Origin of the sequence: Tsuneonella troitsensis, assembly GCF_001441535.1 — a bacterium.
GTDB lineage: Bacteria > Pseudomonadota > Alphaproteobacteria > Sphingomonadales > Sphingomonadaceae > Tsuneonella > Tsuneonella troitsensis.
This window is the reverse complement of sequence record NZ_LMAU01000003.1, coordinates 261,824-287,765: the sequence shown is the minus strand read 5'-3', so window position 1 is coordinate 287,765 and position 25,942 is coordinate 261,824. Positions and strand designations below refer to the sequence as shown.

Annotated in this window: 18 protein-coding genes; 6 read left to right on the top strand and 12 right to left on the bottom strand. The window is 65.6% G+C overall.

From position 1 onward, the window contains the following. Positions 1-171 precede the first annotated feature (171 nt). Together AR323_RS08135 and AR323_RS08130 are read left to right on the top strand one after the other, a co-directional pair. Entirely contained in the window at positions 172-2,337 is a 2,166-nt protein-coding gene (locus tag AR323_RS08135; protein ID WP_057883463.1) for an RNA degradosome polyphosphate kinase, read from the top strand. Beyond that, a complete protein-coding gene (locus AR323_RS08130) occupies positions 2,334-3,809 on the top strand; it encodes a Ppx/GppA family phosphatase (RefSeq protein WP_057883462.1) in 1,476 nt (491 codons plus the stop codon). Before AR323_RS08135 ends, AR323_RS08130 begins: the two co-directional genes overlap by 4 nt. Position 3,810: 1 nt before the next feature. Here AR323_RS08130 and apaG read toward each other — a convergent pair whose 3' ends face one another. The 4 genes from apaG to AR323_RS08110 all read right to left on the bottom strand — a co-directional run bounded on the left by apaG (position 3,811) and on the right by AR323_RS08110 (position 7,325). Further along, on the bottom strand, positions 3,811-4,203 hold the full coding sequence (apaG, locus tag AR323_RS08125; RefSeq protein ID WP_057883461.1) for a Co2+/Mg2+ efflux protein ApaG: 393 nt from the start codon (positions 4,201-4,203) through the stop codon (positions 3,811-3,813). A gap of 39 nt (positions 4,204-4,242) precedes the next feature. Beyond that, a complete protein-coding gene (locus tag AR323_RS08120) occupies positions 4,243-5,586 on the bottom strand; it encodes a PAS domain S-box protein (RefSeq protein WP_057883460.1) in 1,344 nt (447 codons plus the stop codon). A 175-nt stretch (positions 5,587-5,761) separates the two neighbouring features. Continuing rightward, on the bottom strand, positions 5,762-6,973 hold the full coding sequence (locus tag AR323_RS08115; RefSeq protein WP_057883459.1) for a trans-sulfuration enzyme family protein: 1,212 nt from the start codon (positions 6,971-6,973) through the stop codon (positions 5,762-5,764). Between the two features lie 130 nt (positions 6,974-7,103). After that, positions 7,104-7,325, bottom strand: a complete 222-nt coding sequence (locus tag AR323_RS08110) for a hypothetical protein (RefSeq protein ID WP_152980316.1) — start codon at positions 7,323-7,325, stop codon at positions 7,104-7,106. 170 nt (positions 7,326-7,495) lie between these two features. On the opposite strand from AR323_RS08110, the gene AR323_RS08105 reads away from it, so the two are divergent. Continuing rightward, positions 7,496-8,770 (top strand): glycosyltransferase family 39 protein, encoded by a 1,275-nt coding sequence (locus AR323_RS08105; protein ID WP_057883457.1) that lies wholly within the window; start codon positions 7,496-7,498, stop codon positions 8,768-8,770. A gap of 7 nt (positions 8,771-8,777) precedes the next feature. Here the strand turns inward: AR323_RS08105 and AR323_RS08100 are convergent, their stop codons facing one another. From AR323_RS08100 to AR323_RS08080, 5 genes are all read right to left on the bottom strand, one after another. Beyond that, a complete protein-coding gene (locus tag AR323_RS08100; RefSeq protein WP_057883456.1) occupies positions 8,778-9,869 on the bottom strand; it encodes a glycosyltransferase in 1,092 nt (363 codons plus the stop codon). Next, a complete protein-coding gene (gene leuB, locus AR323_RS08095) occupies positions 9,866-10,924 on the bottom strand; it encodes a 3-isopropylmalate dehydrogenase (protein ID WP_057883455.1) in 1,059 nt (352 codons plus the stop codon). The genes AR323_RS08100 and leuB overlap by 4 nt, the downstream gene beginning before the upstream one ends. Then, positions 10,921-11,523 (bottom strand): DNA repair protein RecO, encoded by a 603-nt coding sequence (gene recO / locus AR323_RS08090; protein ID WP_057883454.1) that lies wholly within the window; start codon positions 11,521-11,523, stop codon positions 10,921-10,923. Before recO ends, leuB begins: the two co-directional genes overlap by 4 nt. A gap of 21 nt (positions 11,524-11,544) precedes the next feature. After that, positions 11,545-13,665, bottom strand: a complete 2,121-nt coding sequence (locus tag AR323_RS08085) for a catalase (RefSeq protein ID WP_057883453.1) — start codon at positions 13,663-13,665, stop codon at positions 11,545-11,547. An 81-nt stretch (positions 13,666-13,746) separates the two neighbouring features. Beyond that, a complete protein-coding gene (locus AR323_RS08080) occupies positions 13,747-14,475 on the bottom strand; it encodes an arylesterase (protein ID WP_321164537.1) in 729 nt (242 codons plus the stop codon). A gap of 43 nt (positions 14,476-14,518) precedes the next feature. On the opposite strand from AR323_RS08080, the gene AR323_RS08075 reads away from it, so the two are divergent. Beyond that, entirely contained in the window at positions 14,519-15,208 is a 690-nt protein-coding gene (locus AR323_RS08075; protein ID WP_235510501.1) for an ABC transporter ATP-binding protein, read from the top strand. A 10-nt stretch (positions 15,209-15,218) separates the two neighbouring features. Beyond that, entirely contained in the window at positions 15,219-17,729 is a 2,511-nt protein-coding gene (locus AR323_RS08070; protein WP_057883451.1) for an ABC transporter permease, read from the top strand. Positions 17,730-17,825: 96 nt separating this feature from the next. Here AR323_RS08070 and AR323_RS08065 read toward each other — a convergent pair whose 3' ends face one another. Continuing rightward, positions 17,826-20,525: a TonB-dependent receptor gene (locus AR323_RS08065; RefSeq protein WP_083495346.1), complete on the bottom strand. Its 2,700-nt coding sequence runs from the start codon at positions 20,523-20,525 to the stop codon at positions 17,826-17,828. A gap of 253 nt (positions 20,526-20,778) precedes the next feature. Between AR323_RS08065 and typA the strand changes: the two genes are divergently transcribed. After that, complete coding sequence (gene typA / locus AR323_RS08060) at positions 20,779-22,593, top strand: translational GTPase TypA (protein ID WP_057883450.1); 1,815 nt, start codon at positions 20,779-20,781, stop codon at positions 22,591-22,593. 9 nt (positions 22,594-22,602) lie between these two features. On the opposite strand, the gene AR323_RS08055 is transcribed toward typA, so the two are convergent. Together AR323_RS08055 and AR323_RS08050 are read right to left on the bottom strand one after the other, a co-directional pair. Then, positions 22,603-23,376: a sulfite exporter TauE/SafE family protein gene (locus tag AR323_RS08055; protein WP_057883449.1), complete on the bottom strand. Its 774-nt coding sequence runs from the start codon at positions 23,374-23,376 to the stop codon at positions 22,603-22,605. A gap of 31 nt (positions 23,377-23,407) precedes the next feature. After that, positions 23,408-25,867 carry a TonB-dependent receptor gene (locus AR323_RS08050; RefSeq protein WP_057883448.1) on the bottom strand — a complete coding sequence of 820 codons (2,460 nt, stop codon included), beginning with the start codon at positions 25,865-25,867 and terminating at the stop codon, positions 23,408-23,410. Positions 25,868-25,942 lie beyond the last annotated feature (75 nt).

Genomic DNA, 25,942 nt, shown 5'->3' with positions numbered 1-25,942 from the left:
AAGACCCGCGCGCGCAGGCCAGCGTTGGATTGACGGTATGTCCCGCCGGTGGCCAACTATCCGGGTCGGGGGAGGCAGGCGAATGACCTTGCAAGCATCGGTCGCCGAAATGTCACCGATCTGCAACAAAGCGCCCGCACATGGCCATAGTCGCGCACTATCAGGATATCGATGGACTCTCCCCATCCTCCACCCAGAGAGGCCGGCGACGATGAGCCGGACGACCAACCGCGCGCAATGCGCTATTTCAACCGCGAACTGAGCTGGCTGGCATTCAACCGCCGCGTACTGGCCGAAGCTTCGCGGCCGGAATATCCGCTGCTCGAGCGCCTGCGGTTCCTCGCGATTTCGGGTTCCAATCTCGATGAGTTTACGATGATCCGGGTGGCCGGGATCGAGGGGCAGGCGCGGCGCGGTATTGGCAGCCTCTCGATCGATGGGAAGACTCCGCCGCAGCAGCTGATCGAAATCCGTCGCGAGGTCGCTTCGCTGGAAGACGAGCAACAGCGCACGCTGCGCACGCTGGTCGACGCGCTGGCCACCAACGGCGTCCACATCGCCGACGAGACGCGCATCGCGCCGCGACTGCACAAATGGCTGAAGGACTGGTTCGAAGATCACCTGCAGCCGGTCCTCACGCCGCAGGCGATCGATCCCGCCCATCCGTTTCCATTTGTCGCCAACCTCGGCATGGGCGTGATTTTTTCGCTCGAACGAGAGAGCGACCGCGAGCGGCTGGTCGAGATGGTGCTCATCCCTGCGGGTATTCCCCGATTCGTGCGACTGCCGGGGGATGAAGGCTCGACCTGGGTCCCGGTCGAAAGCCTCATCATCCGTTTCGCGGGGGAGATATTTCCCGGCTTCCACGTGCTGGGCGACGGAGTGTTCCGCGTCCTGCGTGACAGCGACATAGAGATCGAGGAAGAAGCCGAAGACCTCGTACGCACCTTCCGCACCGCGATCCAGCGACGCCGACGCGGGCGCATCGTCCTGCTCGAACTGGACGAGGCCTGCGACCCCGAGGCCGAGGCCCTGCTGCGCGATCAATTGGGTGTGGAGGCGACGATGGTCAGCAAGGCCCAGTGGATGCTGGGCCTGCGCAATCTGGACCAGATCGTCGGCGAAGAAGATCGCCCCGACCTCAAGTTCGCGCCCTTTGCGCCGCGCTACCCGGAACGCATCCTGGAACACGACGGCGATTGCTTCGCGGCGATCCGCGAAAAGGACATCGTCATCCAGCACCCCTACGAAAGCTTCGAGGTGGTCGTCGATTTCCTGCGCCAGGCGGCCAACGATCCGCAGGTCGTGTCCATCAAGCAGACGCTTTACCGCGCGGGCAACCAGTCGCCCGTGATCGCCGCTCTCATCGAGGCGGCGGAGAACGGCAAATCGGTGACCGCAGTGGTCGAGCTGAAGGCCCGCTTCGACGAGGAGCAAAACCTCAAATGGGCGGGCCAGCTCGAGCGAGCCGGCGTGCAGGTCGTCTACGGCTTCACCGACTGGAAAACGCACGCCAAGGTTTCGATGGTCGTCCGGCGCGAGGAAGACGGCGCGCGAACCTACTGTCATTTCGGCACCGGAAACTACCACCCGGTGACGGCGAACATCTACACCGACCTGTCGTTCTTCACCGCCAGCCCTGCTCTGGGACGCGACGCGGGAAAACTGTTCAACTTCGTCACCGGCTATGTAGAGCCGCGAAAGACCGAGTGTATCGCCATTTCCCCGCTGACGCTGCGTCAGACGATCTATCGCCTGATCGACGGCGAGATCGCCAATGCCATGAACGGGAAGCCCGCGGGCGTCTGGGTCAAGCTGAACTCGATCACCGATCGCGGCGTGATCGACCATCTTTATGCCGCCAGCAAGGCCGGGGTCACAATCGAACTGATGGTTCGCGGCATCTGCTGCCTTCGGCCGGGCGTACCCGGCCTGTCCGAGAACATTCGGGTCAAATCCATCGTCGGGCGGTTCCTTGAGCACAGCCGCATCTGGGCCTTCGCGAACGGCAGCGCGCTGCCCAGCGCTAGGGCCACCGTCTTCATTTCGAGCGCCGATGCCATGAGCCGCAATCTCGATCGCCGTGTCGAGGCGTTCGTTCCGCTCAAGAACCGGACCGTACACCGCCAAGTGCTGGAACAGGTCATGCTGGCCAACCTGCTGGATACCGACCAAAGCTGGCACCTTTCGCCGGATGGCGAGTATGCGCGGGTCGTGCCCACGGGAGACAGGTTCAACGTGCACCATTATTTCATCCGCAATCCCTCGCTGTCGGGGCGCGGGGGCGCCGGCGTCGAGGCGGTGCCGAAGCTCCGCCTGCGAAGGGGCGCGGCATGAACCGCCCTGCACGGCACGCCAAACCCGCCAAGGCGGTAATCGATATCGGATCGAACACGGTGCGCCTGGTGATCTACGGCGGGCCGCCGCGGGCACCGATTATCCTGCTGAACGAAAAGGTATCCGCCCGCCTCGGTCGCGATCTCGGCCCGGACGGCGGGCAGATGCCCGACAGGGCGATCGAGCAGGCGCTGGCAGCGCTTGCGCGATTCGTCCTGGTCATAGCCGATTACGGCGTGCGCGACGTGCAGACGGTCGCCACCGCAGCGGTGCGCGAAGCCGCGAACGGACCCGCATTCCTGCGCGAAGTGGCAGCACTCGGCCTCGAACCGCGCCTGTTGACCGGCGAGGAGGAAGCCCGCGCTTCGGCCGCCGGAGTCATCGCCGCATTCCCCGGTGCACCGGGTGTCGTGGCGGATCTCGGCGGAGGCAGCCTTGAACTCGTCGCGGTCGATGGCGGAGCAAGCCACCACGGAATCAGCCTTCCCCTCGGCACGCTGCGCCTTCCGACACTACGGGAAAAAGGCGACGAAAAGTTTCGTCGCACGGTGCACAAGGCATTCGAAGGTGCAGGCTGGGCGACCGCCCATGACGGACCGCTCTATCTCGTCGGCGGCACCTGGCGCGCGTTTGCCGCTTACGCGATGCACGAGATGGATTGGCCGCTCAGCGATCCGCACGCATTCGCTTTGTCGGTCGAGGACGCGCTCAAGTTCGTCCGGAAGATCGCCCGGACCGAAGTGACTGCGCTTGCGGCGATATCGGGCATTTCTTCGTTGCGCGCAGCCGCGCTGCCGGATGCGGCGCAGATGCTGGCGATCATGCTCGCCGAACTGAAGCCAGACGGTCTGGTCTTTTCATCCTGGGGCCTGCGCGAAGGCTTGCTCTACCAGCAGCTAGGGCTGGAGGAACGCGCCAACGATCCGCTTCTGGCCGCGGTGATCGCCTTCGCGGCGCCGCGGCAAGGCGCGGTCACCGAAGCCACTCGGCTGGCGGCCTGGTGCTCGGGCGCGGCACACGGCGAGGGGCCCGAGGCCGAGCGACTGCGGCTCGCCGCGACGATCCTTGCGCTCGCGCTGGCGAGGGTCGAACCCAACCTGCGAACCCGGCAGGCCGTTGAATGGTCGCTCGACAAGCGCTGGATCGGCATCGACGCACGGGGCCGCGCGATGCTGGCGGCAGCGCTGCTCGGCGCCTGCGGGAAGACCGAGGGTCCTGCATCGCTTGCGCGCCTGGCGAGCGTCGGAGACTTGCGCGAAGCGACCGGCTGGGGACTGGCGACCCGCCTGGCTCGCCGCGCCGGGGCCGCAGCGCTGCCCGCCTCGTTGGCGAGCGCATTGCAGGTAGAAGATGACCGCCTGATCCTCGTGACCACGCGCGAGCGGGCACCGATCGCGGGGGAAAGCGTGACGAAGGACCTGACAGCGCTCGCTGCTTGGCTCGGCCTCGAAAGCGCGATCGAGGTTCGTTAGGTCAGGCTTCGGCCGGAGCGGCCAAGGGGAAGAACGGGATACGCACCTCCAGCGGACCGCCGCTCCGGTGGAAGGTGTAGAACCCCTCCATCGTGCCGTGCGGGGTCGCCAGCGGGCAGCCCGAGACGTAATCGTGGCTCTGCCCCGGCTCGAGCACGGGCTTCTCGCCGACAACGCCCTCACCGTCGATGACGCTGACCGTCCCGCGTCCGTCGGTGATGCGCCAGTGCCGGCTGACGAGCTGTACCCGTTCATGCGAGCCGTTTTCGATCCGGATGTGATAGACCCAGAACCACTTGCCGTCCTGCGGACGCGACTGTTCGGGCAGAAAGTTCACCGCCACCCGCACGGTGATGCCTTCGGTTATCGCGGCGTGCTGGAAAAGCTGCTTCATCACTCCTGAAGGTAGCAAGACGCGCCGTGCGCGCAAGGGTCAGGGTACCAGTCGTGCACTGTCGGCAAGGTTGGAATTGTCCATCGTCAACTCCCACACGATACCCGCTTCCTCGAACGTGTGCCTGACGTCACCGCCCAGTGCGCGGCGCGGGATATCCTCGATCAGCTGACTGCCGAAGCCACGACGGCTCGGTTTCATCACTCTGGGGCCGCCGCTTTCGCGCCACGTGATCCTGAGATGCGTCGCCAGGCATTCCCAAGCGATCTCGACCGTACCTTCCGCAACCGAAAGCGAGCCGTACTTGAGCGAATTGGTCGCCAGTTCGTGCAGCGCCATGCCCAGGATTTCGGCAGCTCGGGGAATCAATGCGACATCCGGCCCGGAGCGCACGACCCGATCGCCGTACTGGTCGATGAAATGCAATTGCATGCGCACCAGTTCATCGACAGGAACTTCGCGCCAATCGCGACTGACGAGAATGTCCTGGTTTACCGAAAGCCCGCTGACGCGCTCCTCGAAGCGCTTCACAAGCTCCGGGTCGCCTTCGATGCTGCTACGTGCAAGCGCCTGCACCTTGGCCAGCATGTTCTTGGACCGGTGGTTCACTTCCCGCAGGAGCGTGTTGATCTGCTCGGTCTGCTCGCGCTGCTCGGTGATGTCGGTGTTTGTACCGAACCAGCAGACGATGGAATCATCCTCGTCCCGGATCGGCTTCGCGCGGCTCAGGAACCAGCGCCATTCGCCGTCGGCGCTGCGCAGCGGGAACAGGTCCTCCCACTCCTCGCCGCTTGATATGTGCTCGCGGAATCGCACCTCAACCCGCTCGAGATGATCGGGATGATGGACCTTGCGCCAGCCCCATCCGCGCATCTCTTCAAGGTCGGTCCCGGTGTAATCGTACCATCGCTGGTTGTACCACAGGATGTCGCCGTCGGATTCTGCGATCCAAGCCAGCTGGGCAATGTTGTCGGCCAGCATGCGGAAGCGCGATTCGCTCTCGCGCAAACGACGCTCGATCGCGACCCGCTCGCTCGCGTCTCGGACGATCTTGCTCGCGCCGATGATGTCGCCTTGCGCGCTCCGGATCGGCGAAATGCTCACCGAAACGTCGAGCGTTCTGCCATCCTTGTGCAGTCGCTCGGTGAGAAACTGCTCGATCTTGTCGCCGCGCCGAATGCGGGCCAGGATCAAGTCCTCCTCGTCCTGACGGTCTGGCGGAAGCAGGCACCGGATGGACTGTCCGATCATCTCGCCGGCAGTCCAGCCGAAAAGCCGTTCGGCTGCCGGGTTCCAGCTCAGTACGATGCCTTCGAGGTTCTTGGCGACGATTCCGTCGTCGGACGATTCGAAAATGGCCGCGTAGTGTTCCTGCGCCCTCATTTTGCTTTCAGCTATCCCTATTGCCGGCCGCGATGCGTCCGGAATGCCCCACCACTGCCGGCGCCCGCACGCAAGGTGCACCGACGGTCAAGCCGAAACGCGCAAACCGAGAATGCGCTCCCGCCCCGGCACAGAAATTTCCGAGCACGGGTTCGAAGTCGCCAATGTGGGGCAGTTACAACCCGGCGGCGCTCAACGCTCGGTCCATGTCTTCCTTGAGATCCTCGATGTCCTCAAGCCCGACGTTGATCCGCAGGAGCCCCTCGGTCACGCCCATCTCGGCGCGCGCCTCGGCACCCATGTTCGCATGGGTCGTGCTGGCCGGATGGCAAAGGAGACTGCGGCAGTCGCCGATGTTGTTAGAAATGTCGATCAGTTCCAGCGCATCGAGCAGGGCGAAGGCCTGCGCGCGCCCTCCCGGCACTTCGAATGCGAAAATCGGGCCGGTGCCGTTGGGCATCTGTTGCACGGCCAGTTCATGTCGCGGGTGGCTGGGCAGGCCGGGATGCAGCATCCGCGAGATGCGCGGTTCGATGAACTTGCCCAATTCCAAAGCGGCTGCGCTCTGCGCCCGCGCTCGAAGATCGAGCGTCTCCAGACCCTTGAGCACGACCCACGCGTTGAATGGAGACAGATTCGGCCCGGTATTCCGCTGGAACGGCAGGAGCTTCTCGTCGATGAATTCACGGCTACCGCACACTGCGCCGGCAAGCACCCGTCCCTGCCCGTCCATCAGCTTGGTGGCGCTGTAGGCGATCACGTCCGCACCGAATTCGAGCGGGCGTTGGAGCGCGGGACTGGCGAACGCGTTGTCGACCACGGTAACGATCCCATGCGCCCGTGCGAGATCGCAGACATGGCGGAGGTTTACGACGTCGAGGGTAGGGTTTGCAGGCGTTTCGAAGAAGAATACCTTGGTGTTCGGCCGGCTCGCAGCGTCCCATTCGCCGTCCACCGCGCTGTCGATCACCGTGGTCTCGATCCCAAAGCGCGGCAGCAGGTGGTCGACCAGCCAGCGGCACGATCCGAACGCGGCACGTGCGGCGACGACATGATCGCCCATAGACAACTGGCACAGAAGGGCTGCGGTCATGGCGGCCATCCCGCTTGCCTGCACGCGACAGGCCTCGGCGCCTTCGATCAGCGCTATGCGCTCTTCGAGCATCGCGACGGTCGGATTCTGGAGGCGGGAGTAGGTCATCCCCTCGGCCTCTCCGGCGAAGCGATCGGCCACCGTTTGCGCGTCGTCGTAGGTGTAGCCCGAGGTGAGGAACAGCGCCTCGCTCGTCTCGCCGTGTTCCGAGCGCCAGGTGCCACCGCGGACTGCGCGGGTGGCTGGGCGCCATTGCGCCGTGGCGGCGCGATCCATTCCGGTGGTTTTCTTCATGCCGACCGCGCGTCTAGGGGCGGCGGGTCGGGCCGCGCAAACAAAAAGGCCTCTTGAAGCCTAAAGTGAGCCCAAACGAAAAGCGGGGCCACGAATGGCCCCGCTTCGAATTCGTCGATATCGGTCAGGCTTACGGGCTGACCGGATCGTCGTCGCCGTCCAGGATCAGGATGGCACCGACAACCGCAGCGATCGCGAGAACGATCCACAGGATGCTGCTGCCGCCGGCACCCAGATCCGATTCCTCGGTTGAGGGAGCAGCCGCGCGGGCTGCCGGAGCCGCCTGAGCAGCAATAGGCGCCGCGAGCAGCGAAAGCGCCACAAGCGACGAGGCAATATTACGAGTCCTCATTGAAATTCCCCTGACAAAGACATGATGGTTTGCGACCGATGTTCTTCACGTTGGCGGCTAGCCGATTGTGCGCATGCCAACAACCACCGCGTCCGAAAATTGCGGCGAACCGTTGTATGTCGACGGTAGGCCTTTTCTTAAGGGGGGCGGCGGGTTAGCGTCATTGCCGCATGAGCGATCCGCCGCATCAACCTCGCGACCCGATCGGCTGGTGCGTCATAATCGCGGCGGGCTTCCTTGCGCTCCTGCTCATCCGGCTTGCCCTCCCGTCGAAGCCGTATTTCGACGAAGTGCATTATCTCCCCGCCGCCCGGGCCTTGCTTGCGGGAAGCGACTGGTTGAACCGCGAACATCCGATGTTCGGCAAGGAGTTGATCGCGGCCGGAATCGGGCTGCTCGGCGACCGTCCCTTCGCCTGGCGCCTGCCAAGCGCGATCGCCGGAGCGGTTGCACTATTTGCCGCGATGCGTGCCCTCTGGTTCGCCTCGCTTCGCCGATATGCGACGATCGCGTACGGTCTGCTGCTGGCGAGCGGGTTCGTGCTTTTCGTCCACGCGCGTATCGCGATGCTCGATGCGTTCATAGTGGCATTCCTGGCGATCACTTTCTGGCAGCTCGCATCCGCCGTTCGCCAGCCTGAGCAAGGGCGTCGCAGCCTGGCCATCGCCGGGATCGCCCTGGGCCTGGCAATGGCCTCGAAGTGGAATGCCATCGCACTGGCCCCGCTGCCCGGCCTCGCATTCCTGGCGGTTCGCCTTCACGCCTGCGGCTGGAAAGGCCTGTTCGGACGTCGCGGCGCTCCGGTTCCGGGAATCCGGCTGGTGGAGGCTGCTCTGTGGCTGGGGCTGGTGCCGATCGCGGTTTACGCGATTACCTATCTTCCCGCGTGGCTGATCGAACCGGCCGAGTTGGGGCAGCGCGGCCTAATAGGTCTGCACCAGATGATGCTCCAAATGCAGGAAAGCGTGGTCAAGCCGCACCCCTACCAAAGTTCTTGGTTCGACTGGATCATCGACCGGCGCGCGATCTGGTACCTCTACGAGCAGGTCGACGGCGCCCAGCGCGGCGTGCTGCTGATCGGCAACCCGCTGTCGATGCTCGCCGGGCTACCCGCGGTGGTGTGGTGCATCTGGGCCGGCATAAGGAAGCGTCGGATGGATGCGCTGTCAGTTGCAACGATCTATGCGCTGTCGCTGGGCTTCTGGATCGTCGCGGCCAAGCCGGTGCAGTTCTATTATCACTACTTCGTGCCGAGCATGGCCCTGCTCGCGGCTCTGGCGCTTGCCCTCCACGAGTTGCGCGCTCGTGGATGGGCTTGGCTGTCGTGGGGGGTACTAGGGGGCTCCTTGGCGGTATTCGCGTGGTTCTATCCGATCCTCAGCGCCGCACCGCTGCCGGACGAGCGCGGTTTCGAGAAATGGATGTGGGTGGACAGCTGGCGATAGCGGCCAGCTAGAACCGTCCCCATACGAAGCGGCTCGAAAGCGCATAGTTCCACACCGATCCGATCAAAATCCCCGCAAGCGCCGCAAGAACCCAATGCACTCCCCGTGCCTCGATCAACGTGGCAGTGGCGACATTGGCGAGCGCGCCCACGGCACAAGTCGCGCAGAAGCCGGCCCAGCCCTTGAGCAAACCGGCAACGCCTTTCAGGCGCTGGTCGCGATAGGTGAGCTGGTTGTTGAGCCAGAAGTTGAAACTCATCGCGGCGAAGGTGGCGAAGATCGTCGCGAGCGCGAACCCCTCGCCTGCAAGACGATAGAGCGCCCACAGCACCGCCATGTGGACCGCAACGCCCATCGCTCCGACGGTGCCGAACAGAGCGAAGCGGCTCGGAATCACGCGGCCGAAACTGCGATCGTAGAGGCCCACGAGAAATTCGAACGCGACCGCGCTGTCGAGCTTGCTGGTCCCGCTGCGGCGTTCGGCGAATGCGAGCGGGAATTCCTTCACCCTCAGCGGCGGGTCGGCCGTTGCCAGCAGGTCCAGCAGGATCTTGAAACCGATGCCCGACAAGCGCGGTGCGGCGGCCCGCAGGCGATCGGCCCTCAGCATAAAGTAGCCGCTCATCGGATCGCTCAGCTCCACTCCGGTGACCTTGCGGGCCAATCGGTTGGCGAGCCTGCTCCCCTTCTCACGGGTTTCGCTGGAAAGACCCGCTGCGCTGGCACCCGGGGCGAAGCGGCTGGCGACCGCCACGTCGCATTCGCCCGCCTCCACAGCGGCGCGCATGGTGGGAAGAAGCGCCGGATCGTGCTGGTGATCGGCATCCATGACCGCAACGAACGGCGCCGCGGTCGCGCACATGCCTTCGATGGCCGCGCTCGCCAGGCCCCGCCTTCCAAAGCGCTGCAATACGCGGACCCGGGAATCGGCGGCGGCGATGGCGCGAACCGCGTCGGCGGTGCCGTCCGTGCTGTTGTCGTCCACCACGATCACTTCCCACCCGTCGGGCCCCAGCGCCCGATCGATGCGCGCGACGAGGGGCGCGATGTTGTCGCGCTCGTTGAGGGTGGGGAGAATTATCGCAAGCGTAGCCGTCACAGCCGGGCGATTACCGCATCACCCACTTCACCGGTAGTCGCCGAACCGCCAAGGTCCCGCGCTAAGACACCTTCGCCCAGAGTCCTTGCCACGGCGGCCTCGATCCGCGCGGCCTCGCTCTCGCGCCCGAGCGAATGGCGCAACATCATCGCCGCCGACAGGATCGTGGCGACCGGGTTGGCAACTGACTGTCCGGCAATGTCGGGTGCGCTGCCATGGATCGGCTCGTAGAGACCGAACGTGCCGAACGCAGTCGTCCGATCGCCCGTTGCGGCACTCGCGAGGAGGCCGATCGAACCGACGCACATGCTCGCCTGGTCGGACAGGATGTCTCCGAACAAGTTGCCGGTCACGACGACATCGAAGCGGCCGGGATCGCGCACCAGCTGCATCGCCGCGTTGTCGACGTACATGTGTTCCAGAGTTACTTCGGCGTATTCGCCAGCCACTTCGCTCACCACGTCGCGCCAGAGTTGGCTGGTCTCGAGTACGTTGGCCTTGTCCACACTGCACAGGCGTTTGCCGCGCCCCTGCGCCGCGCGAAACGCGACGTGGGCGATCCGGCGAACTTCGTCCTCTGCATAGGACATCATGTCCCACCCGCGCCGGCGCCCGTCCGCCAGGGTGTCCGTACCCTTCTCCCCAAAATAGACGTCGCCGTTGAGTTCGCGAACAATCAGCAGGTCTATCGCGCGGGCGATTTCGGGCCGCAGAGCACTCATACCTTCGAGGCCCGCGAAGGTCTTCGCGGGGCGCAGATTGGCAAACAGGCCCAGTTCCGCGCGCAGGCCAAGGATCGCCTGTTCGGGGCGCAACGCGCGTTCGAGCGCGTCGCACGACGGATCTCCGACCGCACCGAACAGCACCGCGTCGGCGGCGCGCGCCATTGCCAGCGTTTCGGCGGGCAGCGGGTGGCCGTGGCGGCGATAGGCGATACCGCCCACGTCGCCTTCGAACAGGGTCAGGCCTGGCAGGTCGAGCGCTTCGAGCACCCGCACGGCCTGGCGGGTCACTTCCGGGCCGATCCCGTCGCCGGGCAGTATCGCGACTTTCATGCCCTCAACTTCTCCAGACGCTCGCCCAGCATGGCGCGCAGGGCCATACCATCGCCCTTCCGGTCGACAAGCAGGTAGCGCTCGAGCGGAGCGGCGGTTCGGGCAAACATTTGCAGGAGCGCGTCAAGGTCAGCTTCGGCGGGTGGGGGCGCGCCGCCGTACCCGAGCTCGCGGAGCAGCAGCGATTCGTATCCGACCAGCCCCCGCAACCATCCCCGCGCGGAAGGGGCGTGGCAGATGGCGTCGAGGGTCGCCCCCAGCGCGCTGTAGAGCGAAGCATAGGCATTGCGTTCCGGCAGGACCAGCGCGGTGAGCGTGGTCACCCACGCGATCGCACTGGCAGCAAGCGGCTCGCCCAGCCACGGACCCCGGCTCTCGACGAGTTCTAGGCGCAGGAACGGAAGTTGACTGTCGCTTTTCGCCGCAAGCTCCACCGCGACCCGGTTCCCGGGGATCACCACCGGCCGCAGCACCCGCCCGCGACCTCCGGCCACGTAGCCGGCGACCAACCCGTATTCCTCGCTAAGGACCCGGGTAATCACCGCCGTCTCACCATGCGGGCGCGCGGCGACGAGGATGGCAGGGAAGGTCAGGTGCATTGCCCGGCCTTCCCTAGCGCATCAGGCGATCACGCGCACCTTGGGTTCGCGATCGTAGAATCGCTGCGCGGCCGCCTTCACAAATGCTGCACCGAGGTCGGTCACCCCGTCGTCGGCAGCGACGCCGACCTTGTCGAGCAATGGCTGGGCCGCCTTCGTAGCTCCGATCGCCTTGAGGTGGCCGAATGCATCCATGACAAACTGCACCGCGGCACCGTCCTTGGCCATCTCAGCCGCATCGTCCTTGGTTAGAACGAGTGCGACCGCATCGAACAGGACCGAGGGACTGCCCGCGAGCTGTCCATCAGCGCCAAGGCCGATCTTGGGAGCGATGAAGAAGGCGGTGCCCCCGGCCTTTTCGATCGCGCCCTCGAGGTCGTCGAGGTCCTTCTGGTCGCTGTGCTCGCCAAACAGGACCGCAACCTTGCGACCGTCGAGGACGGGCTTGGCATTCTTCTGGATCGACAAGGCAGCGCTTGCGGTCATGTCGATCGGCTCCCGGGCCGCGGGCGTCTTTGCCGGCAGGTCCATCGCGAGGCCTTCGGCAACGCGGGTTGCCAGGTCCTCATCGATATTGCGCAGGCGGGCGACCACCCGCACACGAACGTGCTCGAGCATGACCTTGCTCAGCTCGAACACGATCGCACTGGCGATGTGCGCCTGTTCGTTCTCGGTCTGCGACCGGTAGAACAGACGAGCCTGGCTGTAGTGATCGGCGAACAGTTCCGGCCGGACGCGAAGCTTGTCACCGCTTTCGCTCACCACGTCCTGCGCGGCGAAGCTGGTGAAACCTGTCTCGGGACATTCGCGCGGGCCGCCGTCCTCCCCTGCCTGGGCGAGGCTGTTGGGTTCGTAATTGGCCCGGCCTTCTGGGACCGCCATCTGCATGTGCCCGTCGCGCTGGAAATTTTGCATCGGGCATTTGGGCGCGTTGATCGGCAGCTGGTGGAAGTTGGTCGATCCCAGGCGCTTCAATTGGGTGTCGAGATAACTGAACAGCCGTCCCTGGAGTAGCGGATCGGCGGTGAAATCGATCCCGGGCACGACGTTGCCCGGGCAAAAGGCGACCTGCTCGGTCTCGGCGAAGAAGTTCGCGGGATTGCGATTGAGTTCCATCCGCCCGATGATCTCGACCGGGCAGAGTTCTTCCGGGATCAGCTTGGTCGAGTCGAGCACGTCGTAGGGTTGCGCGCGGGCGAATTCCTCGTCGAAGGTCTGGATACCAAGTTCCCAAGCCGGGAAATCTCCGCCGTCGATCGCTTCGAAAAGATCGCGGCGATGATAGTCCGGGTCAGCGCCCGCGATCTTGACCGCCTCGTCCCAGCAGGTGGACTGCATGCCGAGTACCGGCTTCCAGTGGAACTTGCAGAACGTGCTCTTTCCCTGCGCATTGACCAGCCGGAACGTGTGGATGCCGAAGCCTTCCATCATGCGCAGCGAACGCGGGAGGGTCCGGTCGCTCATCGCCCACATGACCATGTGCATGGTCTCGGGCATCAGGCTGACGAAGTCCCAGAAAGTATCGTGGGCCGACGCGGCTTGGGGATAGCCGCGATCCGCTTCCATCTTCACGCTGTGGATCAGGTCGGGAAACTTGATCGCGTCCTGAATGAAGAACACCGGAATGTTGTTGCCGACCAGGTCCCAGTTGCCTTCGTCGGTGTAGAACTTGACCGCGAAGCCGCGTACGTCGCGCGGGGTATCGACGCTGCCTGCACCGCCTGCCACCGTCGAGAAGCGCGTGAAGACCGGCGTCTTCTTGCCTTTCTTCTGGAAGGGCGCCGCACGGGTCAGGTTGGGGATCGCCTTTGTGCAGGTGAAAGTGCCGTGTGCCGCGCTCCCGCGCGCGTGGACGATGCGTTCGGGAATCCGCTCGTGATCGAAGTGAAAAATCTTTTCGCGCAGGACGAAGTCTTCGAGCAGCACCGGGCCGCGCGCGCCCGATTTCAGGCTGTTCTGGTTGTCCGATACGCGGATGCCCTGGTTCGTCGTCAGGTGGGCGTTGCCGTCGTCATGGCCGCCCTTGGCGTCCACCTGGTGGTGCGTTTCGCCGCCCTCGCCCCGCGACGATGCGAAGGCTTCGCCCCCGGCGTAATCAGCGTTGGAGCCTGCAGGACTGCGATCGTTCTTTTTCTGGGCCATGCGCGGCGCTCCTGAATTGTGCGAGGGAAACTCAGGAGAGAGACGGTTGCGGGCTGTGCCCGTTCCGAGACTGATCGTTGTTTAGCTAGTCGGCGCCGGCAATGCCTTCGCAACCGCGTCCGCCGTGGCGGATACCAGGACTTCGACGCCCTGCGCCGTCGGGTGGATGCGGTCCGATTGCAGCATCGCGGGATCCGTGAAGACCTCCTCGGTCACGAACGGAACCAGCGTAGCGCCGTACTCCCGGGCGAGATCGGGGAAGATCGCGTCGAATTGGGCCTGCCACTCCGCCCCGTAGTTGGGCGGAGCCTGCAGCCCGTAGAGCACCGCCGGGATGCCGCGTGTCTTCAGCTCGTCGAGCATCGCCGCAAGGTTGGCGCGGGTCTGTTCCGGCGGCAGACCGCGCAACAGGTCGTTGCCGCCCAGCTCGATGATAACGAGGTCCGGCGCCTGCGGCTGGCTGTCGAGGGTGAAGACGAACCTTTGGCGGCCTGCCGCGGTCGTATCGCCCGAGACGCCTGCGTTGGCGACGCGCACGTTGCGCCCGTCCGCGCGCAAGGCGGCCTCGAGCCTGGCGGGATAGGACTGGTCGGCGCTGGACAGGCCATAGCCGGCGAACAGCGAATCGCCGAACGCCAGCACGCGCACTTCGGGACCGGTCACCTGGTTGGTCACTGGGGGAGATGCGGTTGCGGCCGCGCCGGGAGCGGCGGCGGCATCGGGTGCGGGCGCTTCGCCCTGGCAACCGGCAAGCAGCGCCGTCGCGCCCAGAAGCATCCACCAGCGCTTGCCCATCGTACCTACTCCCATGCCAGATGTTGCCGCCTCTCCCCAGCTATGCCATCGCACCGATGTGACAAGCCCCTCCCCGGCGATTTCCGCCCGAAACCTGACCCTGACCCTCGGGACCCAAACGGCCCCGGTCGAAATCCTCAAGGGTATCGACCTTGACGTGATGCCCGGAGAGGTCGTCGCGCTGCTCGGCCCCTCGGGGTCCGGCAAGTCCAGCCTGATGGCGGTGCTGACCGGACTCGAGCGGGCGACATCGGGGTCGCTCACCGTCGCGGGCGCCGATTTCTCGGGCATGGACGAGGACGGCCTTGCGTTAGCGCGACGGGGACGCATCGGCATCGTGCTGCAGGCGTTCCATCTGCTGCCCACGATGACCGCAGTCGAGAACGTCGCCACACCTATGGAACTGGCCGGGATGGACGACGCGCGCGAGCGGGCCGCAGCGGAGCTGGCGGCGGTCGGCCTCGGCCACCGGCTCGATCACTATCCCTCGCAGCTTTCGGGCGGGGAGCAGCAGCGCGTCGCCATAGCGCGAGCCACCGCCCCGCGACCGCCACTGATCTTCGCCGACGAGCCGACCGGCAACCTCGACGCCGCGACCGGCCACGCGATCATCGACCTGCTGTTCGCGCAAGGGACCGAGACCGGCGCCACGTTGTTGGTCATCACCCACGACGCCGAACTCGCCGCGCGCTGCGGACGGGTGATCACCATCGGCGACGGCCGCATCGCGAGCGACGTGTCGAAGTGAGCTGCCCCGCATGACCTGGGCAGCCGCCTGGCGCATCGCGCGCCGCGACCTTTCGGCCCGCTTTCGCGGCCTGCGATTGCTGCTGGTGTGCCTGTTCCTGGGCACCGGCGCGCTCGCCGCGATCGGCACCCTGACCGGCACGATTGAGCAGCAGCTGGAAGAACGCGGGCGCGAGTTCCTGGGCGGGGACCTCCAGGTATCGCTCTGGCAGCGCGCCTTGAACCCGGAGGAACGCGCCGCGCTCGATGCGCTCGGAACCGTCTCCCAAGGCTCGCGGATGCAGGCGATGGCGACGACCGGAACCGCCGCCGCGCCGGTCGAGCTCAAGGCCGTCGACGACAACTGGCCGCTATACGGCACCGCGACGCTGGTCGGCAGCAAGGCGATCGGCGCTCCTGCCGAAGGGCAGGCGTGGGTCGCCCAGGGCGCGGCGGACCGGCTGGGCGTGGCGCCGGGCGATGCGTTCTCGGTGGGCACCACGCGCCTGACCGTCGGCGGCATTCTCGTTGTCGAACCCGACCGGCTGGGCGAAGGGTTCCAACTCGGCCCGACCGTGATCGTCCGCAGCGACGTGCCGGCATCCGCCGGCCTCACCGCGCCGGGGGCCATGTATCGCGCGCGGACCAACGTGAAGTTCGATGTCGAGCGCGACGCACAGGAGGCGGAGGACGCGCTCAAGGCGCAGTTCCCCAACGCCGGGTTCGAGATCCGCACCCGCGACCGCGGCGCGCCGGGGGCCGACCGCTTCGTCGGCCGCATGGGCGAGTTCCTCACGCTCGTCGGACTCGCGGCGCTGGTGATCGCCGGGATCGGGATCGGCGGCGGCGTGTCGTCGTATCTCGACGCGCGGCGACAGGGCATCGCGACGCTCAAGGTGCTCGGCGCCACGAGCGGCGACATCGCCAAGATCTACGCGCTCGAGATCGGGGCAGCGGCGCTCGTCGGCAGCCTGGCGGGGATCGCGGTGGGCGTGGCGGTGACGCCGCTTCTCGCCAGCGCGCTGGAGGGCCTGCTCCCGGTGGGCAGCGGTATTGCATTTGCGCCAGGCGCGCTGGCGACCTCGCTTGCCTACGGGTTGCTGGTCGCACTGGTGTTTGCCGCTCCGCCGCTGGTTCGCGCGCGCCACTTCCCGGCGATGGCGCTGATGCGCGAGCGCGTGAGCCCGCTGGCGCGGGACAAGGCCGCCCTCATTCCCGTGCTGCTGGGACTGGCCGCGATCGTCGCGCTGGCGCTCGGCACGGCGCGGCAGCCACTGCTGACCGCCGGTTTCCTCGCGGGAGCGGCCGGAGCACTGGCGCTTCTGGCCCTGCTCGGTTGGGCAATCCGCAAGGGCGCCGCCTCCCTGCCTCGCCCCCGCGACCCGCTCTGGCGGGCGGCGCTTGCCAATCTTCACCGGCCCGGCGCGGCGACCGGCACGCTTGTCACGGCGCTCGGCTTCGGCCTTGCCGCGTTCGTCCTGCTCGCAGCGGTGCAGACCAGCATCGACGGCACGGTCGCCAAGCGCGTGCCTGCCGAGGCCCCGGATTACTTCGTGCTCGACCTGCCCAAGGACCGCGAGGCGGAGTTCCGCCGACTGGTGGGCGAGGATGCCGCCGGATCGCAGGTCCGCACGGTGCCCGCGCTGCGTGGCGCGATCCTCGCCTACGGACCAAAGGACGCGATGACACGCGTTTCCGAGCTTGGCGAAAACCTTCCCGAAGGCGCTTGGGCACTGCGCGGCGAGCGCGGGCTGACCTATTCGGACACCGTGCCAGAAGGAAACACGGTGACCGACGGCGAGTGGTGGTCAGAAGGATACACCGGCGAGCCGCTCGTCTCGATCGATGAGGAACTCGCCGAAGCGATCGGCCTGGGCGTGGGCGATTACCTCACCATCGGCGTGCTCGGCGTGGAGCGGACTGCACGCATCGCCGCGCTGCGCCGGATCGACTGGCAGACGATGGGCTTCAACTACGTGCTCGTGTTCAGCGCCAATACGCTGAGCGATGCGCCCCACAACCTCGCCGCGACAGTGGAACTGCCCGACGAGGCGGGCAAGGGGGCCTTGCTCCAATCGCTGGTACGCGCATTTCCATCGTCGAGCGTGATCGAGACCGGGCCGGTCCTGCGCCAGGCACGCGACCTGCTGGCGCAGGTCGGCCTGGCGACACTCGCGGCAGCTTCGGTCGCGGTGCTTGCCGGTCTTGCCGTGCTTCTTGGCGCGATCGCCGCCGCGCGCGCGCAGCGGACCTACGATACCGTCATCCTGCGCGTGCTCGGCGCGAGCCGGCGGCAGGTCCTGTTGCTGGCGCTGGCAGAGTACGGGGCGCTCGCCGCGGTGTTGGCCGGCGTGGCGCTCGCGCTTGGGCTCGGCGCGGCGTGGTTCGTGGTCACCCAGCTGTTCGAGTTCGAGTGGCTGCCGGCCTGGGGTGCCGTTCTCGGCGTGCTGGCGGCTGGTATCGGCCTGGTCCTCGCATTCGCGACGGCGGGGGCCCTCCCGCTGCTGCGTGCCAAGCCCGCGCAGGCGCTGAGGTCGCTCTGACAGTCACGGTCAGGTTGCGAACGGTCCCAACCGCATAGCGCACAAAAAAAGGGCCCCGCGAACGGGGCCCTTCTTCGTTGCTCTTGAGCAGTCGGATCAGAACTTGAAACGTCCCGTCACGCCATAAGTGCGCGGCGTATTGGTGTAGCCGGATACCGAACCGGTCTGCGCCGTCGAATCGAAGATTCCGGTGATGTTCCGGTCGTTGAGCAGGTTACGGCCCCAGATCGACAGTTCCAGACCCATGTCCATCGCGTAGGTGAGCGAGGCGTTGAGGTCGTGCACTTCGTTGCGGAACGGGCGCGCTGCGGCAAGGTTCGCCGCCACGCTGCCGAACGCCACCAGGCCCTCGGCGGCCTGGACGGGCGCCACATAGCTGAAGTCGGCGCGGGCGATGATGTTGTCGCCATTGCCGAGTTCCTGGTCCCACTGTGCGCCGAAGACCGCCGACAGCTTCGGGATGGTGACGATCTCGGTCCCCGAGACGTCGCCGAACACCGAACCGGTGTACACGTCGTACTTCGGGTCGAGATAGGTCATCGCGAGGTTGAAGGTCAGTTCGTCGGTCGGGCGGACGTAGCCGTCGAACTCGACGCCGAAAGTCGACTGCTTTTCGGCATTTCCGAGGGCGAAGCCGGTTCCGGTGAACACGTTCGTCTGGAAGTTCTTGATCGACTGCTGGAAGACCGTGAGGTTCGCAGCGGCAAGGCCCCAGTTGCCCTTGAGGCCGAGCTCGTAGACTTCCGAGTTCTCGGCTGCCGCAAAACGCGAACCCGCCGACAGGTTGGTCACCGCAATGCCCTGCGTGATCAGGGCCGTGCGATCGATCGCCGTCGGACGGCTGTCACGCGACAGGTTGAAGCTCGGCGCCTTGTAGCCGGTCGACCAGCTTACGTACGCGTTGAGCGTCGGGGTCAGTTCGGCGGCCAGACGTGCGGTCCAGCTCCAGTCGCCGTCCCGCGTACTGCAGGCTTCCACCGCGTTCGGGCAATTCTGGAACGGCGGGAGGAACTGAAGCGGGCGCAGTGCCAGCAACGGGTTCACTGCCGGGTTCGAGGCGTTGGCGGCGGCGAAAGCAGCGGCCGGACCGGCGATCAAGGTGTTGAACGAGTTGAGGCCAATGATGCCGATGAGCGTCTGGACTTGCGCCGCGGTCGCCAGCGTTCCGGGAGCCAGGCCCAATGCCTGACCGGCACCCAAAGCGATGCCCTGCTGGGTGATCGCCGTCTGGCCGATCGCGGTCAGGTTCAGGCCTGAGAAGACGTCGGTGCTGTTCGAATTGGTGACGATATCCTTCGAGTCGTTGGTGTAGTTCGCACCTACCGTGAACGTGACGCCGTCGGTGATCTCGAAATCGACGTTGCCGAACAGAGAGTAGGACTCGTTGTCCTGGCGCATCTCATTGAAGAAGCCCTGCCCAGCTTGGAAGAACCGGTTGATGTAGTTGGTCCCGGTCAGGGCAGTGATCGTCGCCTCGAGGCTGTCGACGGCGGCGTCGTTCGGCGGGCTGGTGATCGGGCCGCCGACAAGGATGTTGGCATAGTTGCGGAAGTCGGCGCCGTAGACGATCTGGTCGGCGGTGCGGGCCTTTTCCTTGAAGTAATATGCGCCGAGCAGGAAGTTCAGCGGACCGTCGAAGTCGGAGGCGACGCGCAGTTCCTCAGTAAAGGTCTTGATCCGCGCCTGGCCGATGTTCGCACCGGTCGCCAGTCGGGCACTGGTGAAATCGACGTCCTGGTTCGCGTTGAGCTTTGTGTCGCGGTACGCGGTGATCGACGTCACCGTAAGCGCACCCAGTTCGATGTCGGCCTGGCCCGAAACGCCCCAATTGCGCACGTTGCTGAACGGAACGACGTCCGAATAGACGACATCGGCATCGGGATCGAAGGGCGTCGGGTTCACCAGGCCACCGATCGCGTTGATCGCCGCAGTGGCGGGCGAACGCTGGAGGTTGAATGCCGCGCAGCACTTTTCGGTGATCTTGTCGTAGTCGCCAATCAGGCGGAACTTGAAGGTGTCTGACGGCTCGAACATCAGCTGTCCGCGCGTGAACCAGCGATCGCGGTTGTTGACGTCGTCGCCATTGAACAGGTTCGTCACGTAACCATCGCGCTTGTTGATGCCCGCGGCGACCGAGAAGGCGAGCGCGTCGCCGATCGGACCGGTGAGGTAGCCCTTGGCGACCATCGCATCGTAGTTGCCGTAAGTCGCTTCGATGCTGCCGCCGAAGTCGAAGCTCGGCTCTTTCGTGACAATCGAGATCACGCCGGCACTGGCGTTCTTGCCGAACAGGGTCGACTGCGGGCCGCGCAGAACTTCGACGCGCTGGATGTCGGGAAGGTCGGAAATCTGCGCGATCGCGCGGCTGCGGTAGACGCCATCGACGAACATCGCGACCGAAGGCTCGAGGCCCAGGTTGTTGCCGCTCGTGCCGAAGCCGCGGATCGAGTAGGTCGTGGCGAACTGGCTCTGGCTCTGCGAAACGCGAAGCGAGGGGACGACCGAGGCCAGATCGGACACGTCGCGAATCTGCGCGCGCTCTATGGTCTCTGCCGTGGTTACGCTGACGGCGACCGGGGTTTCCTGGAGGGTCTGTTCGCGCTTGGTGGCGGTGACGATGATCTGGTTGCCGGTATCCGAATCGCCAGCGTCCTCGATGTTGTCCCCGTCGCTGTCGACCTGCGCCTGGACGTCGGCATCCTGAGCGTAGGCGATGCCGGGAAGCGCCAGTGCGGCAGCCCCCGCAAGCAGGGTGAATCGGGCCGTGCCGGCGAATCCGGTGCGCGTCTTGATCATGGTCATCCTCTCCTAAGTGGGGAGAAACGACCGCCTGACCGACGGTCCGCCCTGCCCCAACTGACACGCGGGTCAATAAACTTGCCGAATCCCGCGCTCAAGCGACATTTCGTAACTGGATGAACGCATTAGACACTGTGGCTAACGTGACACAGTTACCAGCTCGAGACTCCCGGTTGTTTTCGCGCGCCCGCTCGGCTAGGGGCGCGCCGACTTCGCGGGCCGCCCAGCCCGCCAACCCAAGAGAAATTCCATGTCCCTTCGCAACGTGGCGATCATCGCCCACGTCGACCACGGCAAGACCACGCTCGTCGACCAGCTCTTCCGCCAATCCGGCACCTTCCGCGACAACCAGCGCGTGGAAGAGCGTGCGATGGATTCCAACGACCTGGAAAAGGAACGCGGGATCACCATTCTGGCGAAGTGCACATCGGTCGAGTGGGAAGGCACACGGATCAACATCGTCGACACCCCAGGCCACGCCGACTTCGGCGGCGAGGTGGAGCGCATCCTCAGCATGGTCGACGGCGTCATCCTGCTGGTCGACAGCTCCGAAGGCGCGATGCCGCAGACCAAGTTCGTCACCGGCAAGGCGCTCGCGCTGGGCCTGCGCCCGATCGTCGTCGTCAACAAGGTCGACCGTCCGGACGAGCGCATCCAGGAAGTGCTAGACGAGGTGTTCGACCTGTTCGTCAGCCTCGACGCAAGCGACGAGCAGCTCGACTTCCCGGTCCTCTACGCCTCGGGCCGCAACGGCTATGCCAATGTCGACCCGAGCTTGCGCGAGGGCACGCTGACCCCGCTGTTCGAGAAGATCGTCGAGCACGTGCCGCCGCCGGAAGCGGACTTCGACGGCCCGTTCAAGTTCCTGGTCACCCTGCTCGATCGCGACAACTTCCTCGGCCGCATCCTGACCGGCAAGGTCCAGTCGGGCACGGTCAAGGTCAACTCGCCGATCCACGCGCTCGATAACGACGGCAAGATCGTCGAGACCGGCCGCGCCTCCAAGCTCCTCGCCTTCCGCGGGCTGGAGCGCATTCCGGTGGACGAGGCGCGCGCGGGCGACATCGTGTCGATCGCCGGCCTGGCCGTCGCAACCGTGTCCAACACCATCGCCGACACCTCGGTCAGCGAGCCGCTGCACGCGCAGCCGATCGACCCGCCGACGCTGTCGATGCGTTTTGCGGTCAACGATTCGCCGATGGCCGGACGCGAGGGGACTAAGGTCACGAGCCGCATGATCCGCGACCGGCTCGAGCGCGAGGCGGAATCGAATGTCGCCATCCGCGTTACCGAAAGCGCCGACAAGGACAGCTTCGAAGTCGCCGGCCGCGGCGAGCTTCAGCTCGGCGTGCTGATCGAGACGATGCGCCGCGAGGGCTTCGAGCTCGGCATCAGCCGCCCGCGCGTGCTGTTCCGCGAAGACGAGAGCGGCAACCGCACCGAGCCGTACGAGACCGTCGTGATCGACGTCGACGACGAGCATTCGGGCACGGTCGTCGAGAAGATGGCCACCCGCAAAGGCGAGATGACCGACATGCGCCCCAGCGGCGGCGGCAAGACTCGGATCACCTTCTCCGCGCCGAGCCGCGGCCTGATCGGCTATCACGGCGAATTCCTGTCCGACACGCGCGGCACCGGGATCATGAACCGCCTGTTCGAGAAGTACGGCCCCTACAAGGGCCCGATCGAGGGCCGCGCCAACGGCGTGCTGATCTCCAACGGCACGGGCGAGGCAGTCGGCTACGCGCTCAACATGCTGGAAGAGCGCGGCGTGCTGTTCGTGCGCCCGCAGGAAAAGATCTACGAAGGGATGCTGATCGGCGAGAACGCCAAGCCGGACGACCTCGAGGTCAATCCGATGAAGTCCAAGCAGCTCACCAACTTCCGCTCGACCGGCAAGGACGACGCCATCCGCCTTACCCCGCCGCGGGTCATGACGCTGGAACAGGCGATTGCCTACATCGACGACGACGAGATGGTCGAAGTTACGCCCAAGAGCATCCGCCTGCGCAAGGCGATCCTCGACCCGCATGAACGGAAGAAGGCGCGTCGCAAGGCAGACTGACGGCCCCGTTCAGAGGATCGGCCACGCCTGCACGATGCCGTAGGCGCTCGTCGCGATGATGACGAGCGCCACCGCGCCGAGCAGCATCCGCGCCTTGACCCGCTTGACCAGGTGCGCGCCGATGGGCGCCGCGGCGACACCCCCCACGATCAGGCCGACGGTCGCGATCGTGAACGCCTCGAGCCCCAAGGTCAGCAGGAACGTGATGGAGACCGACAGCGCCAGCAGGAACTCCGCCGAGTTGACGGTGCCGATGATCTTGCGCGGATCGCCGCCCTGGACCAGCAGGTTCGACGTCACGACCGGTCCCCATCCCCCGCCACCCGCGGCGTCCAGGAACCCGCCCACCAGCGCGAGCGGCCGGGTCGTCTTGGGGTCGGCGAACCGGGGCTCGCCCCAGCGGATGGACTTCACCAGCAGGATGACGCCTACCGCCGACAGGTAGACCAGCACGAAGGGTTTGGCAGCCGAGGCGTCGATGTTGGACAGCAGGTAGGCGCCCGCGACCCCGCCCGCGACCCCGAACGGCACCAGCCGCCAGAACAGACTCCAGTCGACGTTGCGGTGCGCGATGTGGCTCGCGCCCGAAGCGCCGGTGGTGAACACCTCGACCAGATGGACGCTGGCCGATGCCGACGCCGGCGGTACCCCGATCGTGATGAGCAGGGTCTGCGAGATGACCCCGAAGGCCATCCCCAACGCGCCGTCGATCAACTGCGCGGCAAAGCCGATGGCGATGAACGGGGCGATGTCGGCAAACGTCAGGCTGGCGAAATCGAACATGAGGCCGTCCTCTCTGTGCGTTGGATACGGGTCAGAACTCCGCCTGCAAAGTCAGGCCGTAAGTGCGCGGATCGCCGGGGTTGCCGACGATGAGCCCGGTGTTTCCACTGGGCACTTGAAGCTGCTCGAAATAATCGGTGTCGAACGCGTTTCGCGCCCAGGCAAACAGGCCGAAGCCATCATCGCTGCGATAGCCCAGACGGAAGTTGTGCAGCGAGTATCCGTCAATCCAGGTGTAGGCCGACGGCGTGGGGTTCGACGAGAAGTTCGAACGGTAGCTGCCGTCGTAGCCGAGATAGGCCTGCCCATCGAGACCCAACAATCGCGCCGGCACGTTCGCTTCCGCGCCGAACGAAAAGGCCCAATTGGACACGCCCGGCAGCCGCTGGCCCGAGATATCGCAATTGGCGGGGCTCAGCCCCCCGGGCGTCCCCGGCGCGCTGGGCGACTGGCCCGCGCCCACGGTGGTCCCGCCCGAAAGTTCGGGTGGGCAGGGCGCATCGACGAAGCGAATGTATCGCCCATCGGTGTAGGCGCCGTTGACGTATGTGTTGAACCGCGGGCTGGGACGGACGGATAGATCGACCTCCACACCTTGCGTCCGCACCTTTTCGGCATTCGCCAGATAGCCGCGCAGAACACCCAGTTGGCCATTGGTCACGAGCGCCTGATAGTCCGAAATGTCGGTGCGAAAGGCCGCGACGTTGATCGTGGCACGGCGACCCCACGCCTGCGCCTTGATCCCCGCCTCGAAATGATCGACGGCTTCGGGGCGCACGGTGCCCGCAGCTAGGATCGGGTTGCCCGCCGCATCGTTGGGCACCCCGTTCAGGTTGACCCCGCCCGACTTGAAGCTCTTCGCATATGTCGCGTAGGCCAAAACGTCCGAAGCCAGCTCATAGCTCGCGGTCAGATCGTAGCTGAGGTTCCAGTCCTCGTAGGCCACTTCGAACCGCTGCGGCGACAGGACCCCGCGCTGGGCTACGATCCGCGGATCGGTGCTGGCGAAGGTGACCGCCTGGCCGGCACCGTTGGTGACGACCGAATCGTAGAGTCCGTCCTTGCTGTCGTAATTGATTCGGAGTCCGGGCTGGATGGTCAGTGCGTCGGTGATTCGCCAGCTAACCTGTCCGAACAGGGCCGCGCTGGTGTTGTCGAGGCGTATGTCGTTGTTTGCGGTCAAGCCGTCGAGAACGGTCGGGTCGTTCGCCAGCGCGCCGGTCAACAACCACCTGCTCGCTGCGGGTCCCTGCACCTGTTGCCCCTGGGTTCGGACCTTCTGATGATAACCGAACGCCCCCAGAACGAAGTCCAGTCGCCCCACGGTCCCGGCATAACGCAGCTCCTGCGTCCACTGTTCCTGCTGTGACGGATTCTTGGACTGGGTCGTGATCGGCAGTCCGGTAAAATCGCGGTCGTTCTCGGGCAGCCAGTCCCAGTATCGCCAGGCTGTCACGGACGTCAGCTTGCCGGGACCGACATCCCAGTTGGCTTTCAGGGCCACCCCGCCGAGTTCGTTACCGGCGTTGAGGCTGGCGTCGATGTCCGTCAGTCTTTCGAACGGGTTGGTGCTGACGACCTGATAGTTCTGCGCCGCGGCGAGCGCCGCGTACTGGCGGGAGAGCGCCCGCTGGGTCGCCCCGGTGCCGACAAACACGGTGCCGCAGCATTCGGGGTTCTGGCGGCTGAAATCGCCGGCCAGCGTGATGTCGAATTTGCTGCTCGGTTCCCACAGGACCTGCGCGCGCAAGCCCAGGTTGTCCTGTTCATTAATGAACGTGCCGGTGGTTACATTGTCGATCGTGCCGCGCCGGTTTGTGACCGAGAACGCGAGACGCGCGGCGACCTGATCCGACAGCGGCCCCGAGAGCGAAGCCTTGGCCTGTTTGAAACCCAGATTGCCTGCCGAGACTTCCGCCCGGCCCTCGAAATCGAAGGTCGGCTGACGCGTGGTTATGTTGATCGCCCCGGCGGTCGTGTTCTTGCCATAGAGTGTGCCCTGGGGTCCGCGCAGCACTTCGATCTGAGCGACATCGAGGAAGTCGAATGTCGCGGACGCGACGCGCGAGTAATAGACGTCGTCGACGTAGATGCCGACGCCCTGTTCGATCCCGTCGTTGGTCAGGCCGAACGGCACGCCGATGCCGCGGATGTTCACTGCGGTGTTGCGGGGGTTGGAACTGTAGAACTGCAATGTGGGCGTAAGCTGTTGCAGGCGGCCGACATTGAAGCTGCCGGTGTTATCGATGTGCTCTCCACCGACGACCGATATGGCGAGTGGCACGTCCTGCGACGTTTCCTGCCTGCGGCGCGCCGTCACGGTGATCTCGCCATCGTCACGCTGTCCGGTGCCCACGGACGAAGGGGGCGCAGCCTGCGCCGGCTCGACCTGTTCCGGTTCGGTGATCGTTTCCTCTTGCGCCAGGGCAGGCATCACGGGCGCGATCAGGGTAATGAGGACCAGCGCGGTCCCTGGATTTTTCGGATGCATGATCTCTCGCTTTCGAAAGGTGAAGATGCATCCGGTGGTCCGGTCTGATCTGCGGAATGTTGGGAGCGTTCGCGG